This window comes from Micromonospora fluostatini (assembly GCF_050410825.1).
Lineage (GTDB): Bacteria > Actinomycetota > Actinomycetes > Mycobacteriales > Micromonosporaceae > Micromonospora > Micromonospora rosaria.
Map to the genome: position 1 here is coordinate 1,921,401 of NZ_CP191251.1, position 16,678 is coordinate 1,938,078.

The 16,678-nt window shown below is 73.9% G+C and carries 22 protein-coding genes and 1 riboswitch; of the genes, 18 read left to right on the top strand and 4 right to left on the bottom strand.

The genetic code is table 11. The annotated features are described in order from the left end of the window. The first annotated feature begins 95 nt into the window (after window positions 1-95). Window positions 96-299: a hypothetical protein gene (locus ACQUFX_RS08075; RefSeq protein ID WP_428965401.1), complete on the top strand. Its 204-nt coding sequence runs from the start codon at window positions 96-98 to the stop codon at window positions 297-299. 75 nt (window positions 300-374) lie between these two features. On the opposite strand, the gene ACQUFX_RS08080 is transcribed toward ACQUFX_RS08075, so the two are convergent. The 3 genes from ACQUFX_RS08080 to ACQUFX_RS08090 form a co-directional block, all read right to left on the bottom strand. Then, window positions 375-854, bottom strand: a complete 480-nt coding sequence (locus tag ACQUFX_RS08080; RefSeq protein ID WP_428965402.1) for a hypothetical protein — start codon at window positions 852-854, stop codon at window positions 375-377. Beyond that, window positions 851-1,060, bottom strand: a complete 210-nt coding sequence (locus tag ACQUFX_RS08085; protein ID WP_067371600.1) for a phosphatidylethanolamine-binding protein — start codon at window positions 1,058-1,060, stop codon at window positions 851-853. Before ACQUFX_RS08085 ends, ACQUFX_RS08080 begins: the two co-directional genes overlap by 4 nt. An 81-nt stretch (window positions 1,061-1,141) precedes the next feature. Continuing rightward, on the bottom strand, window positions 1,142-2,023 hold the full coding sequence (locus ACQUFX_RS08090) for a universal stress protein (RefSeq protein WP_428965403.1): 882 nt from the start codon (window positions 2,021-2,023) through the stop codon (window positions 1,142-1,144). A 124-nt stretch (window positions 2,024-2,147) separates the two neighbouring features. On the opposite strand from ACQUFX_RS08090, the gene ACQUFX_RS08095 reads away from it, so the two are divergent. The 16 genes from ACQUFX_RS08095 (at window position 2,148) to ACQUFX_RS08170 (ending at window position 14,841) form a co-directional block, all read left to right on the top strand. After that, window positions 2,148-2,906 (top strand): SAM-dependent methyltransferase, encoded by a 759-nt coding sequence (locus ACQUFX_RS08095; protein WP_428965404.1) that lies wholly within the window; start codon window positions 2,148-2,150, stop codon window positions 2,904-2,906. A 66-nt stretch (window positions 2,907-2,972) separates the two neighbouring features. Next, the gene (locus ACQUFX_RS08100; RefSeq protein ID WP_428965405.1) at window positions 2,973-4,160 is read left to right on the top strand and encodes a PP2C family protein-serine/threonine phosphatase; all 1,188 of its coding nucleotides are present in this window, start codon (window positions 2,973-2,975) and stop codon (window positions 4,158-4,160) included. Window positions 4,161-4,210: 50 nt separating this feature from the next. Further along, window positions 4,211-4,678: a MarR family transcriptional regulator gene (locus ACQUFX_RS08105; RefSeq protein ID WP_428965406.1), complete on the top strand. Its 468-nt coding sequence runs from the start codon at window positions 4,211-4,213 to the stop codon at window positions 4,676-4,678. A gap of 251 nt (window positions 4,679-4,929) precedes the next feature. After that, a complete protein-coding gene (locus ACQUFX_RS08110) occupies window positions 4,930-5,559 on the top strand; it encodes a CDP-alcohol phosphatidyltransferase family protein (RefSeq protein ID WP_428965407.1) in 630 nt (209 codons plus the stop codon). Beyond that, the gene (locus ACQUFX_RS08115; protein ID WP_428965408.1) at window positions 5,556-6,476 is read left to right on the top strand and encodes a DUF881 domain-containing protein; all 921 of its coding nucleotides are present in this window, start codon (window positions 5,556-5,558) and stop codon (window positions 6,474-6,476) included. Before ACQUFX_RS08110 ends, ACQUFX_RS08115 begins: the two co-directional genes overlap by 4 nt. Further along, entirely contained in the window at window positions 6,473-6,805 is a 333-nt protein-coding gene (locus tag ACQUFX_RS08120; RefSeq protein WP_007071104.1) for a small basic family protein, read from the top strand. The genes ACQUFX_RS08115 and ACQUFX_RS08120 overlap by 4 nt, the downstream gene beginning before the upstream one ends. A 9-nt stretch (window positions 6,806-6,814) precedes the next feature. Beyond that, window positions 6,815-7,822: a DUF881 domain-containing protein gene (locus tag ACQUFX_RS08125; RefSeq protein ID WP_428965409.1), complete on the top strand. Its 1,008-nt coding sequence runs from the start codon at window positions 6,815-6,817 to the stop codon at window positions 7,820-7,822. Between the two features lie 54 nt (window positions 7,823-7,876). Further along, window positions 7,877-8,257: a glycine cleavage system protein GcvH gene (gene gcvH / locus ACQUFX_RS08130; protein ID WP_428965410.1), complete on the top strand. Its 381-nt coding sequence runs from the start codon at window positions 7,877-7,879 to the stop codon at window positions 8,255-8,257. A 213-nt stretch (window positions 8,258-8,470) separates the two neighbouring features. Further along, window positions 8,471-8,923 carry an oxoglutarate dehydrogenase inhibitor Odhl gene (odhI, locus tag ACQUFX_RS08135; protein ID WP_007071101.1) on the top strand — a complete coding sequence of 151 codons (453 nt, stop codon included), beginning with the start codon at window positions 8,471-8,473 and terminating at the stop codon, window positions 8,921-8,923. Between the two features lie 50 nt (window positions 8,924-8,973). Beyond that, window positions 8,974-9,678 carry a transcriptional regulator FtsR gene (locus tag ACQUFX_RS08140; protein WP_211272108.1) on the top strand — a complete coding sequence of 235 codons (705 nt, stop codon included), beginning with the start codon at window positions 8,974-8,976 and terminating at the stop codon, window positions 9,676-9,678. Between the two features lie 230 nt (window positions 9,679-9,908). Next, window positions 9,909-10,373 carry a bifunctional nuclease family protein gene (locus ACQUFX_RS08145; RefSeq protein ID WP_067371626.1) on the top strand — a complete coding sequence of 155 codons (465 nt, stop codon included), beginning with the start codon at window positions 9,909-9,911 and terminating at the stop codon, window positions 10,371-10,373. Window positions 10,374-10,579: 206 nt separating this feature from the next. After that, window positions 10,580-11,167, top strand: a complete 588-nt coding sequence (locus ACQUFX_RS08150; protein ID WP_428965411.1) for a MerR family transcriptional regulator — start codon at window positions 10,580-10,582, stop codon at window positions 11,165-11,167. 345 nt (window positions 11,168-11,512) lie between these two features. Continuing rightward, window positions 11,513-11,917 (top strand): group I truncated hemoglobin, encoded by a 405-nt coding sequence (locus tag ACQUFX_RS08155; RefSeq protein WP_428965412.1) that lies wholly within the window; start codon window positions 11,513-11,515, stop codon window positions 11,915-11,917. A gap of 3 nt (window positions 11,918-11,920) precedes the next feature. Then, window positions 11,921-13,099, top strand: coding sequence for a globin domain-containing protein (locus ACQUFX_RS08160; protein ID WP_428965413.1), 1,179 nt, complete (start codon window positions 11,921-11,923; stop codon window positions 13,097-13,099). After that, entirely contained in the window at window positions 13,096-13,815 is a 720-nt protein-coding gene (locus tag ACQUFX_RS08165; protein ID WP_428965414.1) for a DivIVA domain-containing protein, read from the top strand. The genes ACQUFX_RS08160 and ACQUFX_RS08165 overlap by 4 nt, the downstream gene beginning before the upstream one ends. Before the next feature lie 144 nt (window positions 13,816-13,959). Next, window positions 13,960-14,841 (top strand): hypothetical protein, encoded by an 882-nt coding sequence (locus ACQUFX_RS08170; RefSeq protein ID WP_428965415.1) that lies wholly within the window; start codon window positions 13,960-13,962, stop codon window positions 14,839-14,841. A gap of 48 nt (window positions 14,842-14,889) precedes the next feature. On the opposite strand, the gene ACQUFX_RS08175 is transcribed toward ACQUFX_RS08170, so the two are convergent. Further along, window positions 14,890-15,546 (bottom strand): SDR family oxidoreductase, encoded by a 657-nt coding sequence (locus ACQUFX_RS08175; RefSeq protein WP_428965416.1) that lies wholly within the window; start codon window positions 15,544-15,546, stop codon window positions 14,890-14,892. A gap of 79 nt (window positions 15,547-15,625) precedes the next feature. Here ACQUFX_RS08175 and ACQUFX_RS08180 point away from each other — a divergent pair, with 79 nt between their 5' ends. Beyond that, the gene (locus tag ACQUFX_RS08180) at window positions 15,626-16,501 is read left to right on the top strand and encodes an NAD-dependent protein deacetylase (protein ID WP_428965417.1); all 876 of its coding nucleotides are present in this window, start codon (window positions 15,626-15,628) and stop codon (window positions 16,499-16,501) included. A gap of 69 nt (window positions 16,502-16,570) precedes the next feature. Next, window positions 16,571-16,665, top strand: a riboswitch (glycine riboswitch). The last annotated feature ends 13 nt before the right edge of the window (window positions 16,666-16,678 follow it).

Genomic DNA, 16,678 nt, shown 5'->3' on the forward strand with positions numbered 1-16,678 from the left:
CCCGCCGGGCCGGCGGGTCAGTCGTCCGGGTGTGTCCGTAGCGGGGGCGGGTAAGCCGGCCGGGGTGGTCATCGATGCGCAGGAGGGAGACGACCGTGACGAATCCGCAGCAGCCGGAGTTGCGCCGTAACGCGCGCAACCAGGCGGTGCAGGACGCGAAGGGTCCCGCCCCGGCGAGCGGTCCGCGTGGCCGGGCCGGGTCCCGGGGCGACGAGGGGCGTGCGGTGCCGCAGGGGCAGGTGTCGCCGTACGGCCCGGCGGGTGCGCCGGTGGCCGACGACGACAGCGACGACCGCTGACACAGCACGAGCCGGCCCCGGGGACCCGTGGTTCCCGGGGCCGGCACCCCGTGCACACCAGTGTCCTAGGACGGCTTACCGGTGGCGGCCCGCGCCACCCGCGCGCAACCGCCGCCAGGTGGTGGCGGCGGCCAGGCCGTACGCCAGGTGCGGCACCAGGTCGGCGACCCAGTCGGTCCGTCGCCAGGTCCGCGGATCGGTCACCCCGAGCGCCGTCATCGACCCGTCGGAGAGCGCCATGACGCCGCCGCCGAGCAGCCCCACGGCCACCGGCAGCGGGGTCCGGCGACGGGTGGCGAGCAGGGCGAAGACCGCGCCGGCGGTGATCCCCAGGCCGTACCCGAGGACCGGGCCGAGCCCGGCGCGGCGGTTCGCGGCCCGCTCCGGCGGGCCCAGGTCCATCCCGGTGACGTCGGCGAGGCGGCCGGCGCTCTCCTGCGGGGTGCTGCTCTCCGGGCGGGCCCGGACCACCATGTCGAGGTAGCTGACGACGTTGAGCGCGACGCTGCCCACCGCGCCGGCGATGGCCCCGTCGACGACCGGCGCCGGGCTCACTTCGGGTCACCCGGCTCGCGTTCGCCCTTGGGCCCGTACGTGCGCTCGCCCCGGACCACGCCGCGCTGGCCCCGGTCGTCCTGCAGGATCCGGTTGGCGACGTCGTTGGCCTCGCTGTCCGCTGCCCGCCCGGAGTTCTCGATCAGGTCGCGCAGCCGCGCGCGTTCCTTGTCGTACGCGTTGCTGCCCGGTCGTGGTCCCGGCATGTCGCCTCCCCGCGAGTCGCTGTGCGCTACCGGGGGCGTCTACCCGGCCAGGTCCGGGCCATGCCCGGCGGCCGGGCGGGGTCAGTCGGGGGTGTGGGTCACCGCGACCGGGCAGGCGCTGTGGTGCAGGAGCGCCTGGCTGACCGAGCCGAGCAGCAGCCCGCCGAGGACGCTGCGGCGGTGTCCGCCGACGACGACGAGTTGCGCCTCGCGGGAGGCGTCGACGAGGGCGGTGCGGGCCCGGCCGCGCACGGTGCGGCGGGTGACGGTCAGGTCGGGCCAGTGGTCGGCCAGGCCGGCGAGGGCTTCGGCGGCGACCAGGTCCTCCTCGGTGCGCAGGTCGGCTTCGTCGTGGACGAGGGGTTGCATGTCGCCGGGGCCGGTGGAGGCGGGGTGCCGGTAGGCGTGCAGGGCGACCAGGTGGGTGTCGCGGGTGGTGGCTTCGTGGGCGGCGAACGCGACGGCGTCGCGGGTGCGGGGGGAGTCGTCGACGCCGACGACGACCGGGCCGTCCGGGTGGGGGGTGCCGCGGGTGACCAGGACCGGGCAGGGGGCGTGGGCGGCGACCTGGACGGCGACGGAGCCGACGAGCAGGGCGGTGAACCCGCCGAGGCCCCGGTCGCCGACGACGATCATGGTGGCGGCGGGGGCTTCGCCGAGCAGGACGGCGGCGGCCTCCCCGTCGATGATCTCGCCGGTGACGCGGAGGCCGGGGACGGTGGCCTCGGCGGTGGCGACGGCTTCGGCGACGAGGTGTTCGGCGGCGGGGCGCAGGCCGCCGCCGGGTGGGGCGTCGGGGGGTGGGCCGGTGGCGACGCGCAGCTTGGGCCAGATGAAGCCGTGGACGACGCGCAGGGGTCGGTGGTGGCGGTGGGCCTGTCGGGCGGCGAGGCGGACGGCGTCGAGCGCTTCGGGGGAGCCGTCCACGCCGACCACCACCGCTGCGCCGTCCGCCGTGTTCACCCCGCGCCTCCTGGCTCGTCGGTACGGGGCCAGTATCGCCGGGTGGGGGCTGTCGTCGGGGCGATACCGGGGTATCGGCGGGGTGGGTACCCTGACGTGATCCATGTGGGAGGGAGCGTCGTCGATGGTTGGGGCTGACCTGGTCGAGGCGGAGCAGCCGAGTACGGCTCGGATGATCGATTACTGGTTGGGTGGGGAGCATCACGCGCCGGTGGACGTCGCGGCGGCGACCGCGTTCGAGGGGGCGTACGGGCCGTGTGCGCCGGTGTTCCGGGAGTTGCGGGCGTTCCTGGGGCGGGCGGTGCGGTCGATGGTCGCGGACGGGATGGACAGTTTCCTGGTGTTCGGTGCGGGGGTGCCGACGCGGGGGAACGTGCACGAGGTGGCGGCCGAGGCGTCGGTGTTGTACACGGACGTCGATCCGGTGACGATCCGGTTGGGGCAGCGGATCCTGGCGGGCAGTGACCGGGCGGGGTACGGGTTCGGGGACGCGACCGACATCGGGACGGTGGATCCGGCGCAGTTGCACCGGTTCGTGCCGGGGTGGGGGCGGCGGCCGGTGGGGGTGGTGTTCCTCGGGGTGGCGGCGTTCCTGGACGACGAGACGGTGGTGCGGACGTTGGACGAGGTGTATGCGGCGGCGGCGCCGGGCAGCCGGTTGGCGGTGGACTTCGACGGGACGGATCTGGCGGCGTATCCGCAGGCGTTGGCGATGATGGGGCCGGCGTACCGGATGCGGGAGCCGGCGGTGATGCGGTCGTTGTTGGGGCGGTGGGTGCCGACGGGGGAGGGGATCGTTCCGGTGGCGCGGTGGCGTCCGGAGGGTGAGCCGGCGGCGGTGCCGGACGCGTTCCACGGTGGGGTGGCGGTGCGGGCGGACTGAGCGCGGGGCCGGTGGGTCTCCTTCGTATGATGCTTGCCCTACTGCAAGAATCTTCGGAGGACGAGCATGCCGGATGCGCCCGCGCTGGTGTCACGCGCGTTGCGTGAGGTGCCGCCTGACCGGCTGGCCGAGGCCGCCGACCGGGCGATCCGGTCGGCGTTGGGGGCGCTGCGCACCGACGTGTTCATCGCCGACTACCGGATCAGTGGGCTGTGGCCGGTGTTGGATCCGCAGTTGCCCGATGCCGGGTTCCTCACCTGTCAGGGTGTGGCGCAGCGGTGTTTCAGCAGCCAGCAGCCGGTGTTGGACACCGGTGAGGACGGCCGGTGCCGGGTGTACCTGCCGTTGACGGTGTGGGGGGAGCGGGTGGGGGTGCTGCTGGTGGAGTTGCCGGCGGCGCCGGTGGCGGGGGCCGTGGCGGTGGCGCGGGACGTGGCCGGTGAGGTGGCGGTGGCGTTGCGGGCGGCGGACCGGGGTACGGACCGGTACCAGCGGGTGCGGCGCCGGGAGCGGCTCAGCATGGCGGCGGAGATGCAGTGGGACCTGTTGCCGGGGCGCAGTGTGGACCAGGGCAGTTTCCTGTTGGCCGGGCAGCTCGATCCGGCGTACACGGTGGGTGGTGACCACTTCGACTGGTCGGTGGATGGTGACCGGTTGACGGTGACGGTGCTCAACGGGACGGGCAGTGGGTTGCCGGCGGCGATGTTGACGGCGGTGGCGGTGAACGCGATGCGTAACGCCCGCCGGTCGGGTGGTGGGTTGGTGGAGCAGGCGGAGTTGGCTTCGGACACGCTCTACTACCAGCATCGGGGGGCGCGGCACGTGGCGACGTTGCTGTTGGAGGTGGACACCCGCTCGGGTCGGGTGCGGGCGGTGGACGCGGGGTCGCCGCACGTGCTGCGGGTGCGGGGTGGGGTGGTGACGCCGATCGCGTTGGAGCAGCAGTTGCCGTTGGGGATGTTCGCCGAGACGCGGTACGACGTGCAGGAGTTCGAGTTGTTGCCGGGGGACCGGTTGTTCGTGGTCTCCGACGGGGTGTACGCGGCGGATCCGTCCGGTCAGGAGGCGTACGGGGAGCGGGCGATGGCGCGGGCGATGCGGTCCACACGGCTGCAGCCGGCGACGGAGGCTGTTGGTACGGTGATGCGCGAGCTGCACGCCTATCACGCCGATTCCGATCTGCGCGACGATGCCGTGGTCGTCTGTCTGGACTGGCACGGTGCCCGTGGTCGGGGCGACGGATGGGGGCAGTAGCCGAGGGGGCGGCGGCCGAGTACGGGCGGGACAATCGCAGGGGACAGCGGGTGGAGCGAGCTCCGAACCTTGCCGCGGCGGTGGAGGCGGCAGCCGAGGCGCTGGTCGGTGTGCTCGATGCGGCGGTGTCCCGGCAGAACCTGACGGTGTCGCCGACGCAGTTGCGGGTGCTGGCGTTGGTCGCGGGGCGGCCGGGGTTGAACGTGAACCGGTTGGCGGTGCTGTTGGATGTGGTGCCGTCGTCGGCGAGCCGGTTGTGTGACCGGTTGGAGGCGACGGGGCTGTTGCGGCGGGTGGCCGATCCGCGGGACCGGCGGGAGGTCCGGTTGGTGTTGACGGCGGCGGCGGAGGATCTGCTGCGGGAGGTCAAGGAGCGCCGGTACCGGGCGGTGCAGGTGGTGTTGGACCGGATGCCGGGTCGGGTGCAGCACGAGTTGCTGGGGGCGTTGGTGGCGTTCGGTCAGGCGGCGGTGGCGGAGGCGGCGGAGGCGGCGGACGCGCCGGCCCGGTCGGCCTGAGTCGGCGGGTTCCTCGGCGCGGTGCGGTGAGCCGTGTCACATCGGATCGGGCAAATCGTCTCCGACGGAGCCGTGGAACAGGGCCCGTTATAGTGGCAGCGCAAGTCACCGGCCCGCGATCGGCCGATCGTGGGCCGTATCAGGCGGTCCCGCCCGGGGTGGCGACGGGGTTCGGCGGTGGCACCGCGTTCGTGCGTTCGTGCCGTCCGGTCACGCTCGGGGGTCGGGACGCGCCCGCGGGGGGAGGTACGGTGTCGCGTCGGCCCGCTGGGGCAGAGCCCCGGCCGTCCTCGGGTGACGGGCGGGCGGGTGCGCGGGACCGGGTTCTCACGCTGCCGAATCTGATCAGTTTCGTCCGGTTGCTCGGGGTGCCCCTGTTCCTGTACCTGTTCCTGGCCCTGCGCGCGGATGTCGCCGCGGTGGTGGTGCTGGCCATCGGTGGCACCACGGACTGGGTGGACGGGTGGGTGGCCCGCCGGTTGGGTCAGGTGAGCCGGCTGGGTGAGTTGCTGGATCCGTTCGCCGACCGGTTGTACATCCTGGCCACGTTGATCGCGTTCACCGTGCGTGAGGTGGTGCCGTGGCAGTTCACGGCGGCGTTGTTCGCGCGGGAGGTGTTGCTGCTCGGCTCGCTGGCGGTGTTGCGTCGGTACGGGTACGGGCCGCCGGCGGTGCACTACGTGGGGAAGACGGCGACGTTCCTGTTGCTGGCGGCGTTCCCGATCCTGTTGGTGGCGGCGGCGGTGCCGGGGGCGGCGACGGCCGCGGCGGCGGTCGGCTGGGGGCTGGCCTGGTGGGGTCTGGTGCTCTACTGGGTGGCCGGGGGGATGTACGTGGTGCAGGCGGGTCGGTTGGTGCGGGGCCGGGGGGCGTCGTCGTGAGCGGGGGTTCCGGTGAGCGGCGGGGCCCGGACCGGGTGTACGCGCCGGACTTCCTGACCGAGTTGTTCCGCAACCCGTTGGATCCGGGGTACACGGACGCGGCGGCGCGGCGGGCGGCCGGTGGGTCGTCGGGTCCGGGGTGGCCGGCGCGGTCGGTGAGCCTGGTGGTGCTGGTGGTGCTGGGGTTCCTGTTCGCGGTGGCGTACCGGCAGACGGTGGCGGAGGAGCCGGGGCGCAGTCAGGCGCGGGCCGGGTTGGTGGCGCAGATCCGGGAGCGGGAGCAGCAGTCGGACCAGTTGACGGAGCGGTCGGACGAGTTGCGGGCCGAGGTGAGCCGGTTGCGGGCGTCGGCGTTGACGGGGTCGGCGGCGGCGCGGTTGCGGGATCTGGAGGCGGGCACCGGGGTCGGTCGGGTGCGGGGTGACGGTGTGGTGGTGCGGTTGGCCGACGCGCCGAACAATCCGGACGCGGTGACGGGTTCCAGTGGGCCGTCGCGGGTGATCTACAGCGATCTGCAGCGGGTGGCGAACGCGTTGTGGGGTGCGGGGGCCGAGGCGGTGGCGATCAACGGGCAGCGGTTGACGGCGACGTCGACGATCCGGTCGGCGGGGGACGCGATCCTGGTGGACTTCCGGCCGGTGACGGGGCCGTACGAGGTGTCGGCGATCGGGTCGGGTGAGATGCGGGGCCGGTTCGACGGCAGTGGCGCGGCGGCGTTGATGCGGGAGGTCGCCGCGAAGACCGGTATCTCGTTCGGGGTGCGGCGGGCCGACGACCTCACCCTGCCGGCGGCGGCGGAGCCGCGGCTACGCTACGCGCGGCCGGCGGTCAGTCCGAGTCCGTCGGTGTCGCAGGACCGTTCCGCTGAGCCGTCCGGGTCGCGGGCGGCTCCCAGCCCTTCTGGAGGTGGCCGGTGATCGCGGTGCTGGCGTTGCTCGCGGGTGTGGTGCTCGGGGTGTACCTGGACCCGACCGTTCCGGCGGCGTTGCAGCCGTACCTGCCGATCGCGGTGGTGGCGGCGTTGGACGCGGTGTTCGGTGGGGTGCGGGCGAAGTTGGACCGGATCTTCGACGACAAGCAGTTCGTGGTGTCGTTCATCTCGAACGTGCTGGTGGCGGGTCTGATCGTGTACCTGGGTGACCAGTTGGGGGTGGGTGGGCAGTTGTCCACCGGTGTGGTGGTCGTGCTGGGGGTGCGGATCTTCGGGAACGTGGCGGCGATCCGCCGGCACCTGTTCCGGGCGTAGGTTGGTGGCGTGAGCGAGGAGCACGCGGAGACGGGTACGGGGTGGCCGGCGTCGGGTCGGCCGTCGGGGCCGGTGGGTGAGCCGGATCCGCGGCCGGACGCGCCGGCGGCGGACGAGGTGAGCGGGTTGGCGCCGGCGGGGCCGGCGGAACGGTCCGAGGCGGTGCCGGGCCCGGTCGCCGGTCCGGCCGACCCCGACGCCGGTACGGAGGTGGGGCCGGCCGGGCGGTCGGTGGACGACGACGGCGGGACGACGCTGGACCTGTCGCGGACCCCGGACGCCCCGGACGTGCCGGGTGCCGCCGCGGCGGCGCGGCCGGTGCGACGGTTCGGGTCGGCCGGTGTGGTGATCGCGGTGTTGTTGGCGCTGCTGGGGTTCACCCTGGTGGTGCAGTTGAAGACGACGTCGACGGATCCGTCGTTGGCGGCGGCGCGGCAGGAGGACCTGGTGCGGATCCTGTCGGATCTGGACCAGCGGGAGAACCGGCTGCGGCAGGACATCGCGGCGTTGGAGGAGAGCCAGCGGCAGTTGACCTCGGGTGTGGCGGGGCGGCAGGCGGCGTTGGAGGAGGCGACGCGGCGGGCCGACGAGTTGGGCATCCTGGCGGGGACGTTGCCGGCGTCGGGGCCGGGGTTGTCGGTGCGGTTCGAGTCGGTGTCGAAGCCGTTGGAGGCGTTCCGGGTCCTGGACGCGGTGCAGGAGTTGCGGGGCGCCGGGGCGGAGGCGATGCAGATCGCGGGCGCGGGTGGGGACGCGGTGCGGATCGTGGCGTCGACGTACTTCCTGGACGCGGAGAACGGCGGGTTGCTGGTGGACGGTCGCCGGTTGTCGGGGCCGTACACGATCATGGTGATCGGTGATCCGGACACCATGCGGACGGCGTTGCGGATTCCCGGCGGGGTGGTCGCCGCGGTGGCGCGCGCCGGCGGTAACGTGATCGTCGAGGAGCGTGGGGTCGTCGAGGTTTCGGCGCTGCACGAGCCGACCACGCTGGAACACGCCCGTCCGGTCGAGTGACCGGCGCGGCCGGCACCGGGTTTCCGGTGCACCGATGGATGAAGGACGCGTCTGGTGATTCCTGAGGATCTGCGGTACACCGCCGAGCACGAGTGGGTGGTGGGCGACGGCGGTGGGACCGTGCGGGTGGGTGTCACCCAGTTCGCGCAGGACGCGCTGGGTGACATCGTGTTCGTCCAGTTGCCCGAGGTGGGGGCCGTGGTGGCCGCCGGGGAGTCGCTGGGTGAGATCGAGTCGACCAAGAGTGTGTCGGAGATCTACGCCCCGGTGGGTGGGACGGTGGCGGCGCGCAACGAGGCGTTGGCCGACACCCCTGAGGTGATCAACACTGATCCGTACGGTGACGGGTGGTTGGTGGAGATCACGCCGGACGATCCGGCGGCGGTGGACGGGTTGTTGACCGCCGACGCCTACCGCGAGCTCACCGAGAGTTGAGTCGTGTGCCGGGTCTGTCGTGGAGGGCTTCTCCGCGCGTCCGGTTGCCCTGCATTTCGGCGCTGGCTAGGCTCGCCCAGTCGACCGAGAACCCAATAGTTGAGCGTTGCGGAATTGCCTTCCCTGGCACGGGGAGCCAGCCGCCGGGTGTGCGACTGCCCGGCGGCCAGACCCGGATCCCGACGCGACCGATCAGATCCGTGAGGTGGTCCCATGACGCGCCCAGACGACGAGTTCCCCCCACTCGACGTCACTTCGACGCTCAATCTCGGTTCGCTCGACGAAGTGCTGGAGGGGCCGGACACCGACGTGGTGCCGAGCCGGATGTCCGGTTCGTTGCCGCCGGGGATGGCGCTGCTGGTGGTCCGTCGCGGTCCGAACGCCGGTGCCCGGTTCCTGCTGGACCACGACGTGACGACCAGTGGCCGGCACCCGGACAGTGACATCTTCCTGGATGATGTGACGGTGTCGCGGCGGCACGCGGAGTTCCACCGTGACGGCGGGACGTTCACGGTGCGGGACGTGGGCAGCCTCAACGGCACGTACGTGAATCGCGAGCGGGTGGAGGCGGCCACGTTGAGCAACGGTGACGAGGTGCAGATCGGGAAGTTCCGGGTGGTCTTCATCGCGGGTCCGCGTCCGGAGGAGGAGGCCGGCCGGGGGTGAACGAGCCTGCGGCGTCGACGCCGCCGGGGGCGGCCCGCGCGCACCCGCTGATGAGTATCGGCGAGGTGCTGGCCCAGCTGCGGGTCGAGTTCCCGGACGTCACCATTTCCAAGTTGCGGTTCCTGGAGGCCGAGGGCCTGGTGGAGCCGCAGCGTACGGCTGCCGGTTACCGGAAGTACAGCTGGGACGACGTGGCGCGGTTGCGGTTCGTGCTGACCGCGCAGCGGGACCAGTACCTGCCGTTGCGGGTGATCCGGGAGCAGTTGGCCGGGTGGGACGCGTCGGGTGAGGGGCCGGACCCGCCGCGGCCGACGTTGGTGGCGGTGGGTCCGGGTGGTGAGGTTCCGGGCCGGCCGGAGGCGGACCCGCCGGCGGAGTCGGCGCAGGTGCGCATGGGCCGGGTGGACCTGGTCACGCGCAGCGGGATCGACGAGTCGACGTTGGGCGAGTTGGAGCGGCTCGGGATCGTGGTCTCCGACCCGCCGGGCTGGTACGACGGCGATGCGTTGATCATCGCGCGGGCGGTGGCGGGTCTGGCGGCGTACGGGATCCAGCCGCGGCACCTGCGGGGGTACCGGACGGCGGCGGATCGTGAGGTGGGTCTGTTCGCGCAGCTCGTGGCGCCGTTGGCGCGGCAGAGTGATCCGGCGGCGCGGGCGCGGGCGGCGGAGACGGCGCGGGAGCTGGTGGCGTTGTCGCAGCAGTTGCACGCGGCGTTGGTGCGGGTGGGGTTGCGGTCGACGGTGGGCCGGTGACGGCCGCTGTCGGCGGTGGCCCGCCCGCGCGCCCGGCGGGGTCTGCGTGCCGGTGGTGCGGAGCGTGATGATCTGCTTCCGGTGGGCGTGTCGTAGGCTTGCCGGGGTAACCGCCTTTTCCGGGGCGCGGCGTGTGGGCTGGTAGCGCGTTCCACCGCCGGGTCGCGGTCCGTGTACCGTTCACGGAAGGCACGGTGCGGGCGTAGGGTGACAACGACACGGAGGCGGCGGTGCGCGAGCTGAGCGTGGTCGGAGTTCGGGTGGAGCTGCCCAGCAACCAGCCGATCGTCCTGCTCAGGGAGGTCGAGGGGGACCGCTATCTGCCGATCTGGATCGGTGCGGTCGAGGCGACGGCGATCGCCTACGAGCAGCAGGGGGTCAAGCCGGCCCGGCCGTTGACGCACGACCTGTTGCGGGACGTGCTGGCGGCGTTGCAGGCGCCGTTGCGGGCGGTGGAGATCACCGAGCTGAAGGAGAGCGTCTTCTACGCCGATCTGCTGATCGGTGACGGGGTGCGGGTGTCGGCGCGGCCGAGTGACTCGATCGCCCTGGCGTTGCGGGTGGGCGCCCCGATCCGGTGCGCGGAGCAGGTTCTCAGCGAGGCGGGGATCGTGATTCCCGACGAGCAGGAGGACGAGGTGGAGAAGTTCCGCGAGTTCCTGGAGCAGGTGAGCCCGGAGGATTTCGCGGGCTGAGGCGCCCGGCGTGGGTGTCCCGGGGGCCCGATGGTCCGCTGACGGTTACGGGCGGTGACGGCTCGCCGGGGGCGGGGATTGTGGCTGCGCGGCGTGTCGCGGTGGTTTCTCCACGGTAACTCTTGAAGGTCGCTATAGGGTTGCCGTGTCGAGGGGTGCACGTCCCGCAGGCGACGTGTCACCGCACGGGCGGGGAGGGTGTCGGGATGCAGGAGCCGCGAGATTCCGATCCGGGTGTTCAGCAACGCCAGCCGGGGACGACCCCGCCGGGCGTGATGACTGACGGTGACGATTCGGTGGGGTACCGGGGTGTGACGGCGTGTCACGCGGTGGGTATCAGCTACCGGCAGCTGGACTACTGGGCCCGGACGGCGTTGGTGGTGCCGAGCGTCCGGGACGCGTCGGGGTCGGGCACCCAACGGCTGTACTCGTTCCGCGACCTGGTGGTGCTCAAGGTCGTGAAGCGGCTGCTGGACGCCGGGGTGTCCCTGCAGAACATCCGCCGGGCGATCGAGGCGCTGCGGTCGCGGGGAGTCGCCGACCTGGCCGGCATCACGTTGATCTCGGACGGCACCACGGTGTACGAGTGCCGGTCCCCCGAGGAGGTCGTCGACCTGTTGCAGGGCGGCCAGGGGGTGTTCGGCATCGCGATCGGTGGGGCGTTCAAGGAGATCCAGGGGTCGCTGTCGCACCTGCCGGCGGAGCCGGTGGCGGCGCCGGAGACGTCGCCCTCGCCGCAGCCGACGGCCGGTGACGAGTTGGCGGCCCGGCGGGCCCGCCGGCGGGCGGGCTGATTCCCGCACCCTCACGGGGTTGACAGCGGGCCCGGGTGACCGTCGGTCGCGGCCCGCCGCCCCGACGCCCGGCGTCCCGAATGGACCGCAGGTTCCCGTCGCGGTGGTGGTGGGCACGGCGTCCCCGGTTCCACGGTGGACGGCGGCCCGACCCGTCGCCCCGCCTCCCCTGTCACGGTGAGTGACCGGGGTGTCGGGATTCCGATAGGGCGGCGGTGACGCGGCGAGGCCGGCACGCTATCGTCCGTCATCGGTCCGCTTCCGCACGAAGTCCGTCGGGCACGGCGGCGAGGCGCGTACGCGGTCCGCTGCCCCTCGTCCCCTCCACCGGCGGAAGGATCGGCCGTGACGGCTACCGTGTCCGAAGAGTCCACCCCCCGCACCCCCTTCGAGCGGATCGGCGGCGCCGGCGCGGTCACCGCCGCCGTCGAGGCGTTCTACGACCGGGTCCTGGCCGACCCCGCGCTCGCCGGGTACTTCACCGGCATCGACATGTCAGGTCAGCGCCGGCACCTGGCGGCGATGCTGACCGTGGTGCTCGGCGGCCCGGACACCTACGCCGGCCGGGGCCTGGCCGAGGCGCACCACCCGCTGGGCATCCCCGGCGACCACTACGCGCTGGTGGGCGCGCACCTGACCGCGACGCTGACCGGGTTGGGCGTGCCGGCCGACGTGCTGGCGCACGTCGACGCCGTGCTGGCCCAGGTGCGCGACCAGGTGGTGGCCCCCGGGACCGGTCCGGACGCCTGAGCCGTGGACGCGGCCCGGCTCACGCGGAGCTGGAACCTGGTCGCCGCGCACGGCGACCAGGTTCCGCTGTACTTCTACTCGACGTTGTTCCTGTCCCACCCGGAGATCCGGCAGATGTTCCCCACGAACATGGCCGGGCAGCGGGACCGGCTGGTGACCGCGCTGGGGCACATCGTGTCCCAGGTGGACCAGACGGACCGGTTGGCGGGGTTCCTCCGGGACCTGGGGGCCGACCACCGCAAGTTCGCGGTACGCGCGGAGCACTACCCGGCGGTGGGCGAGGCGCTGCTGGCGACGGTACGGCACTTCCTGGCCGACCAGTGGACCGACGACCTGGCCCGGGACTGGGCCACGGCGTACGGGCTGGTCGCCCGGGTGATGACCGAGGCGGCGCAGGCGGCCGGGGAGGTGTCCCCGCCGTGGTGGGTGGCGGAGATCGTCGCGCACGACCGGCGGGGCTTCGACGTGGCGGTGCTGACGCTGCGCCCGCAGTACCTGCTGCCGTTCACCGCCGGCCAGTCGATCGGGGTGTCCCATCCGGCGGTGCGCTCCTGGCGGTACTACTCGCCGGCGAACGCGCCCCGCGCCGACGGCACCATCGAGGTGCACGTGCGGGCCGCGCCGGGCGGGGCGGTGTCGTCGCGGCTGGTGTACGGGTGCGCGGCCGGCGACCAGGTGCACCTGGCGGCCCCGGTGGGGGACCGGTTGACGTTGCGGCCGGCCGGGTCGGCGGACCTGCTGCTGCTGGCCGCCGGCACCGGGTGGGCGCCGGTGAAGGCGCTGGTGGAGCAGGTCGCCGGGGAAGGCTCCGGCCGGCGGGTCGCGTTGTACGTGGGCGCCCGCTCGCGCAGCGAGTTCTACGACGTCGACGCGATCGACAAGCTGGCGTCGGCGTGTCCGTGGCTGACGGTCAGCTACGTGGTGGGGGTGGACCTGGCCCGGCCGGGGGAGTTCGTGCACCCGGTGGACCGGGCGCTGGCCGACGGTGACTGGCGGTCCCGGCAGGTGTACGTGTGCGGGTCGGACGCGGCGGTGTCGCACGCGGTGGCGGCGTTGACCCGGGCCGGCTACCACGCCGGGCAGGTCCACCACGAGGGGTCCGGCGCGCAGTGGTACGGGTCGGCGTGGCGGACGGCGGTGCGGGCGGGCACGGCCCCTGACGGTTCCGGAGGTGTCCGGTGAGTGCGACCTCGATCGACAGGTACGACGGTGGTCAGGTGTCCGGGGGTGGGCAGGTGCGGATGACGGCGGACCGGGTCCGCCGCTGGGAGTTCGGGTCGGCGTCGTTCACCCGGCGCGGCTACGACCACGCGGACGTGGACCGGTTCCGGGTGCAGGTGGCCGACGAGTTGGACCTGCTGGCCACGCAGCTCGCGACGGTGCGGGCGGAGAACGAACGGCTCAACGACCACGTGGAGCTGCACCGGCACGGGGTGATCCCGAGCGCGGGCGCGACCCCGGCGACGTCGTCGGGCCCACCCGCGCCGGCGGCGACGGAGGTGAACCTGCTGTCGGCGGCGCAGCGGGAGGCCGAGCAGATCATCGCGCAGGCCCACGACCACGCCCGGCGGGTCGCCGAGTACGCGCGCACGCAGTACGACAGCTACCTGCGGGCGGCGGCGGAGGAGGCGCGGGCCGAGGCGGAACGGGCGGTGCAGGAGTACCGGTCGTCGGCCGGGGCGGGTGTCGACGACGCGGTGGCCACCCGGGAGGCGCTGCGCATCTTCGGCGAGATGATGATCTCGCACATGCAGGCGGCGTCGCGGCACCTCGACGACGGCAGTCAGCAGTTGGCGCGCACGATGGACCGGTTGACCCGGGAGGCCGGCGCCGTAACGCCGGCGCCGGCCGGGCAACCCCGGGTGGCGTCGCCCCGACAACAGCCGCCGCGGGGATAGCCGCGTCCCCCGGCGGGGCGCGGCACGCCACGCCCGCCGGGAACACGGACGGGGGCCGCAGGACTGCCCGTGGGGGCCTGTCCGGCGGTACGCGACGTGGGTTAGGCAGGTACCCCTGTCACCCTTCGCGGATCGGAGCCGACCATGCACGCCCGGGACGAACCAGAGCGGAACACCCTCGGCCCGCCGCGACCACGGCGGGCCGTCGGGTCGGCCGGCCACGCCCCCGAAGCCACCGCGACCCCGGGGGACCTGTCGCCGCGGGCGCTGCTGGCGCTGCAACGCAGCACCGGCAACGCCGCCGTGGGCCGGCTGCTGGCCGGCCGGCGGCCCGGTGCCGGCGCCGTGCAGCGGGCGCCGGCGACCACCACCACGCCCGCGCCGGCCCTGGACGCCGTGCTCCTGACCGGGTTGAACGAGGAGGGGGTCTGCGGGAACTTCTCCCGTCGCCGGGAATGGGCGGTCAGCAACCCGCAGCGGGGCGTGATCATCCAGCGGGTGACCCGGGAGTTCGACGTGGAGCGGCACACCCCGCAGGGGTGGACGTCGATCAGCGGTGCGGCACTGGACGCGTACGTGGCGCCCAGCGGCGGCAGCGCCGACGCGACGGTGCTGGAGTACTGGGAGTTGTGGCTGGTCGACGAGGACGGCACCGTCAGCGACGGCGGTGACGACACCTTCGGGCTGACCGCCCTGATCGGCGACACCGGGCAGTACCACGACACCACCCGGGGGTCGTACACCATCCGTGGTGAGGCGGCCTTCTACCCCACCGGGCAGGACCCGGCGGCGCTGGGTTTCCAACGCAACGCGGTGACCACCGCCGGTGGCCTGTTCAGCTCCACCACCGCCCCGCAGGTGTCCTCGCTCGGGCTGACCCGCAGCGGCGGTCCGGTCCGGTACGGCGTGCGCGCGACCTGGGACAGCACCGACAAGCGCAGCAGGTCGGCGCAGGCGAAACCCCGGGCCGCGACCGCCGGCCCGTACACGCCGCGGGCGGCGTGGAGCACCGTCGTGGAGCTCTGAGCGGCCGCCGCGTGCGGTGCGGCGGCACGGGCCGGGTGGCCGCCGGGGTCAGCGGGTCAGGGCGGTGACCGCCTCGGCGACGCCGGTGTCGCCGCCGACGAGTTCGGCGCGCACCCCGGCGGTGCGGGGCTCGTCGAGCAGGGCGAGCAGCACGGCCGCGACGTCGGCGCGGGGCACCGCCCCGGACCCGACGTGCGGGGCGAGGGCGACCCGCCCGGTGGGCGGGTCGTCGGTGAGCCGGCCGGGCCGCAGCACCGTCCAGTCGAGGTCCCGGCCGGTGAGGTCGTCCTCGGCGGCCTTCTTGGCCCGCAGGTAGGCGACGAAGACGTCGTCGGTGCCGGCGGGCGGGTCGCGGTCCACGCCCATCGAGGAGACCAGCAGGTAGCGGCGCACCCCGGCGGTCTGGGCGGCGTCGGCGAGCAGGCCGGCGGCGGCCCGGTCGACGGTGTCCTTGCGGGCGGCGCCGCTGCCGGGGCCCGCGCCGGCGGCGAAGACCACCGCGTCGGCGCCGGCCAGGTGCGCGGCGACCGTGTCGACGTCGGTGTGTTCCAGGTCGCACCGCACCGGGTGGGCGCCGAGGGCGGTGAGCGCCGCCGCGTGGTCGGGGTTGCGGATCAGGCCCACGGGGGTGTCGCCCCGGCGGGCGAGGTCCTGTCCGAGCAGTCGGGCGATCTTGCCGTGGCCTCCGGCGATGACGACACGCATACCCGTCACCGTAGCCGCCGACCGGCCCGACGCCCGGCGGTGCTCGCGGTCGCGGCGGCGGCTGAGGCAGCATGGACGGGTGACGGACACGTTCGAGGCGGTGGCCGGGCTGGTCGCCGCCGGTCAGGTGGTGGTGCTCAGCGGCGCGGGCCTGTCCACCGAGTCGGGTATCCCGGACTACCGGGGGCCCTCCGGGGTGGCCCACCGGCACACCCCGATGACGTACCAGACGTTCACCGGGGACCCGGCGGCCCGGCGGCGGTACTGGGCGCGCAGCCACCTGGGGTGGCGGCTGGTGGCCCGGTCGGCGCCGAACGCCGGGCACCAGGCGGTGGCCCGGTTGCAGCGCGCCGGACTGGTCACCGGGATCATCACGCAGAACGTCGACGGTCTGCACGGCGCGGCGGGCAGCGACCGGGTGGTGGAGCTGCACGGCCGCCTCGACCGGGTGGTCTGCCTGGACTGCGGTGACCGGACCGGCCGCGACGACCTGGACCGGCGGCTGCGCGCGGCCAACCCGGGGTTCGTGGCGCGGGCCGGGGCGGTCAACCCCGACGGGGACGTGGAGTTGGGCGACGCGCAGGTGGCGGAGTTCCGGACGGTGGACTGCGGGGCGTGCGGGACGGGCATGCTGAAACCGGACGTGGTGTTCTTCGGCGAGACGGTGCCGGCGCCGCGGGTGGCGTCGTGTTTCGACCTGGTGGGGCGGGCCCGCGCGGTGCTGGTGCTGGGGTCGTCGCTGACCGTGATGTCGGGGCGGCGGTTCGTGATCCGGGCGGCGAAGCTGGGCATCCCGGTGGGGATCGTCAACCAGGGGCCGACCCGGGGCGACGGGTACGCCCACGCCCGCCTGGACGCCCCGTTGGGGGTGGCGCTGCCGGCGCTGGCCGACCGGGTCACCGCCGCCGTGCCGGCGGCGGCCGCCCGCCCGGTGGAGGTGCCGGCCGCCGGGTGACCCCCGGCCCCGGGGCGGGGGACGACATGCCCCGGAAACACCGACGCTGGTAGCGTTGACCATGCCGGTACCACCCACGGGGGAGAGACCGCCCGACCCACCGGCGGCGCCGAAGGGGCATATCCTCCCCGGAACCTCTCAGGCAAAAGGACCTCGTGGGCAGGCACTGTGGAGCGC

Coding starts and splice junctions, on each gene's coding strand:
- ACQUFX_RS08085 (WP_067371600.1), bottom strand. CDS start 1,060: ATGCCGGGACCACGACCGGGCAGCAACGCGTACGACAAGGAACGCGCG.
- ACQUFX_RS08095 (WP_428965404.1), top strand. CDS start 2,148: ATGGTTGGGGCTGACCTGGTCGAGGCGGAGCAGCCGAGTACGGCTCGG.
- ACQUFX_RS08100 (WP_428965405.1), top strand. CDS start 2,973: ATGCCGGATGCGCCCGCGCTGGTGTCACGCGCGTTGCGTGAGGTGCCG.
- odhI (WP_007071101.1), top strand. CDS start 8,471: ATGACGCGCCCAGACGACGAGTTCCCCCCACTCGACGTCACTTCGACG.
- ACQUFX_RS08140 (WP_211272108.1), top strand. CDS start 8,974: ATGAGTATCGGCGAGGTGCTGGCCCAGCTGCGGGTCGAGTTCCCGGAC.
- ACQUFX_RS08150 (WP_428965411.1), top strand. CDS start 10,580: ATGCAGGAGCCGCGAGATTCCGATCCGGGTGTTCAGCAACGCCAGCCG.
- ACQUFX_RS08170 (WP_428965415.1), top strand. CDS start 13,960: ATGCACGCCCGGGACGAACCAGAGCGGAACACCCTCGGCCCGCCGCGA.
- ACQUFX_RS08175 (WP_428965416.1), bottom strand. CDS start 15,546: ATGCGTGTCGTCATCGCCGGAGGCCACGGCAAGATCGCCCGACTGCTC.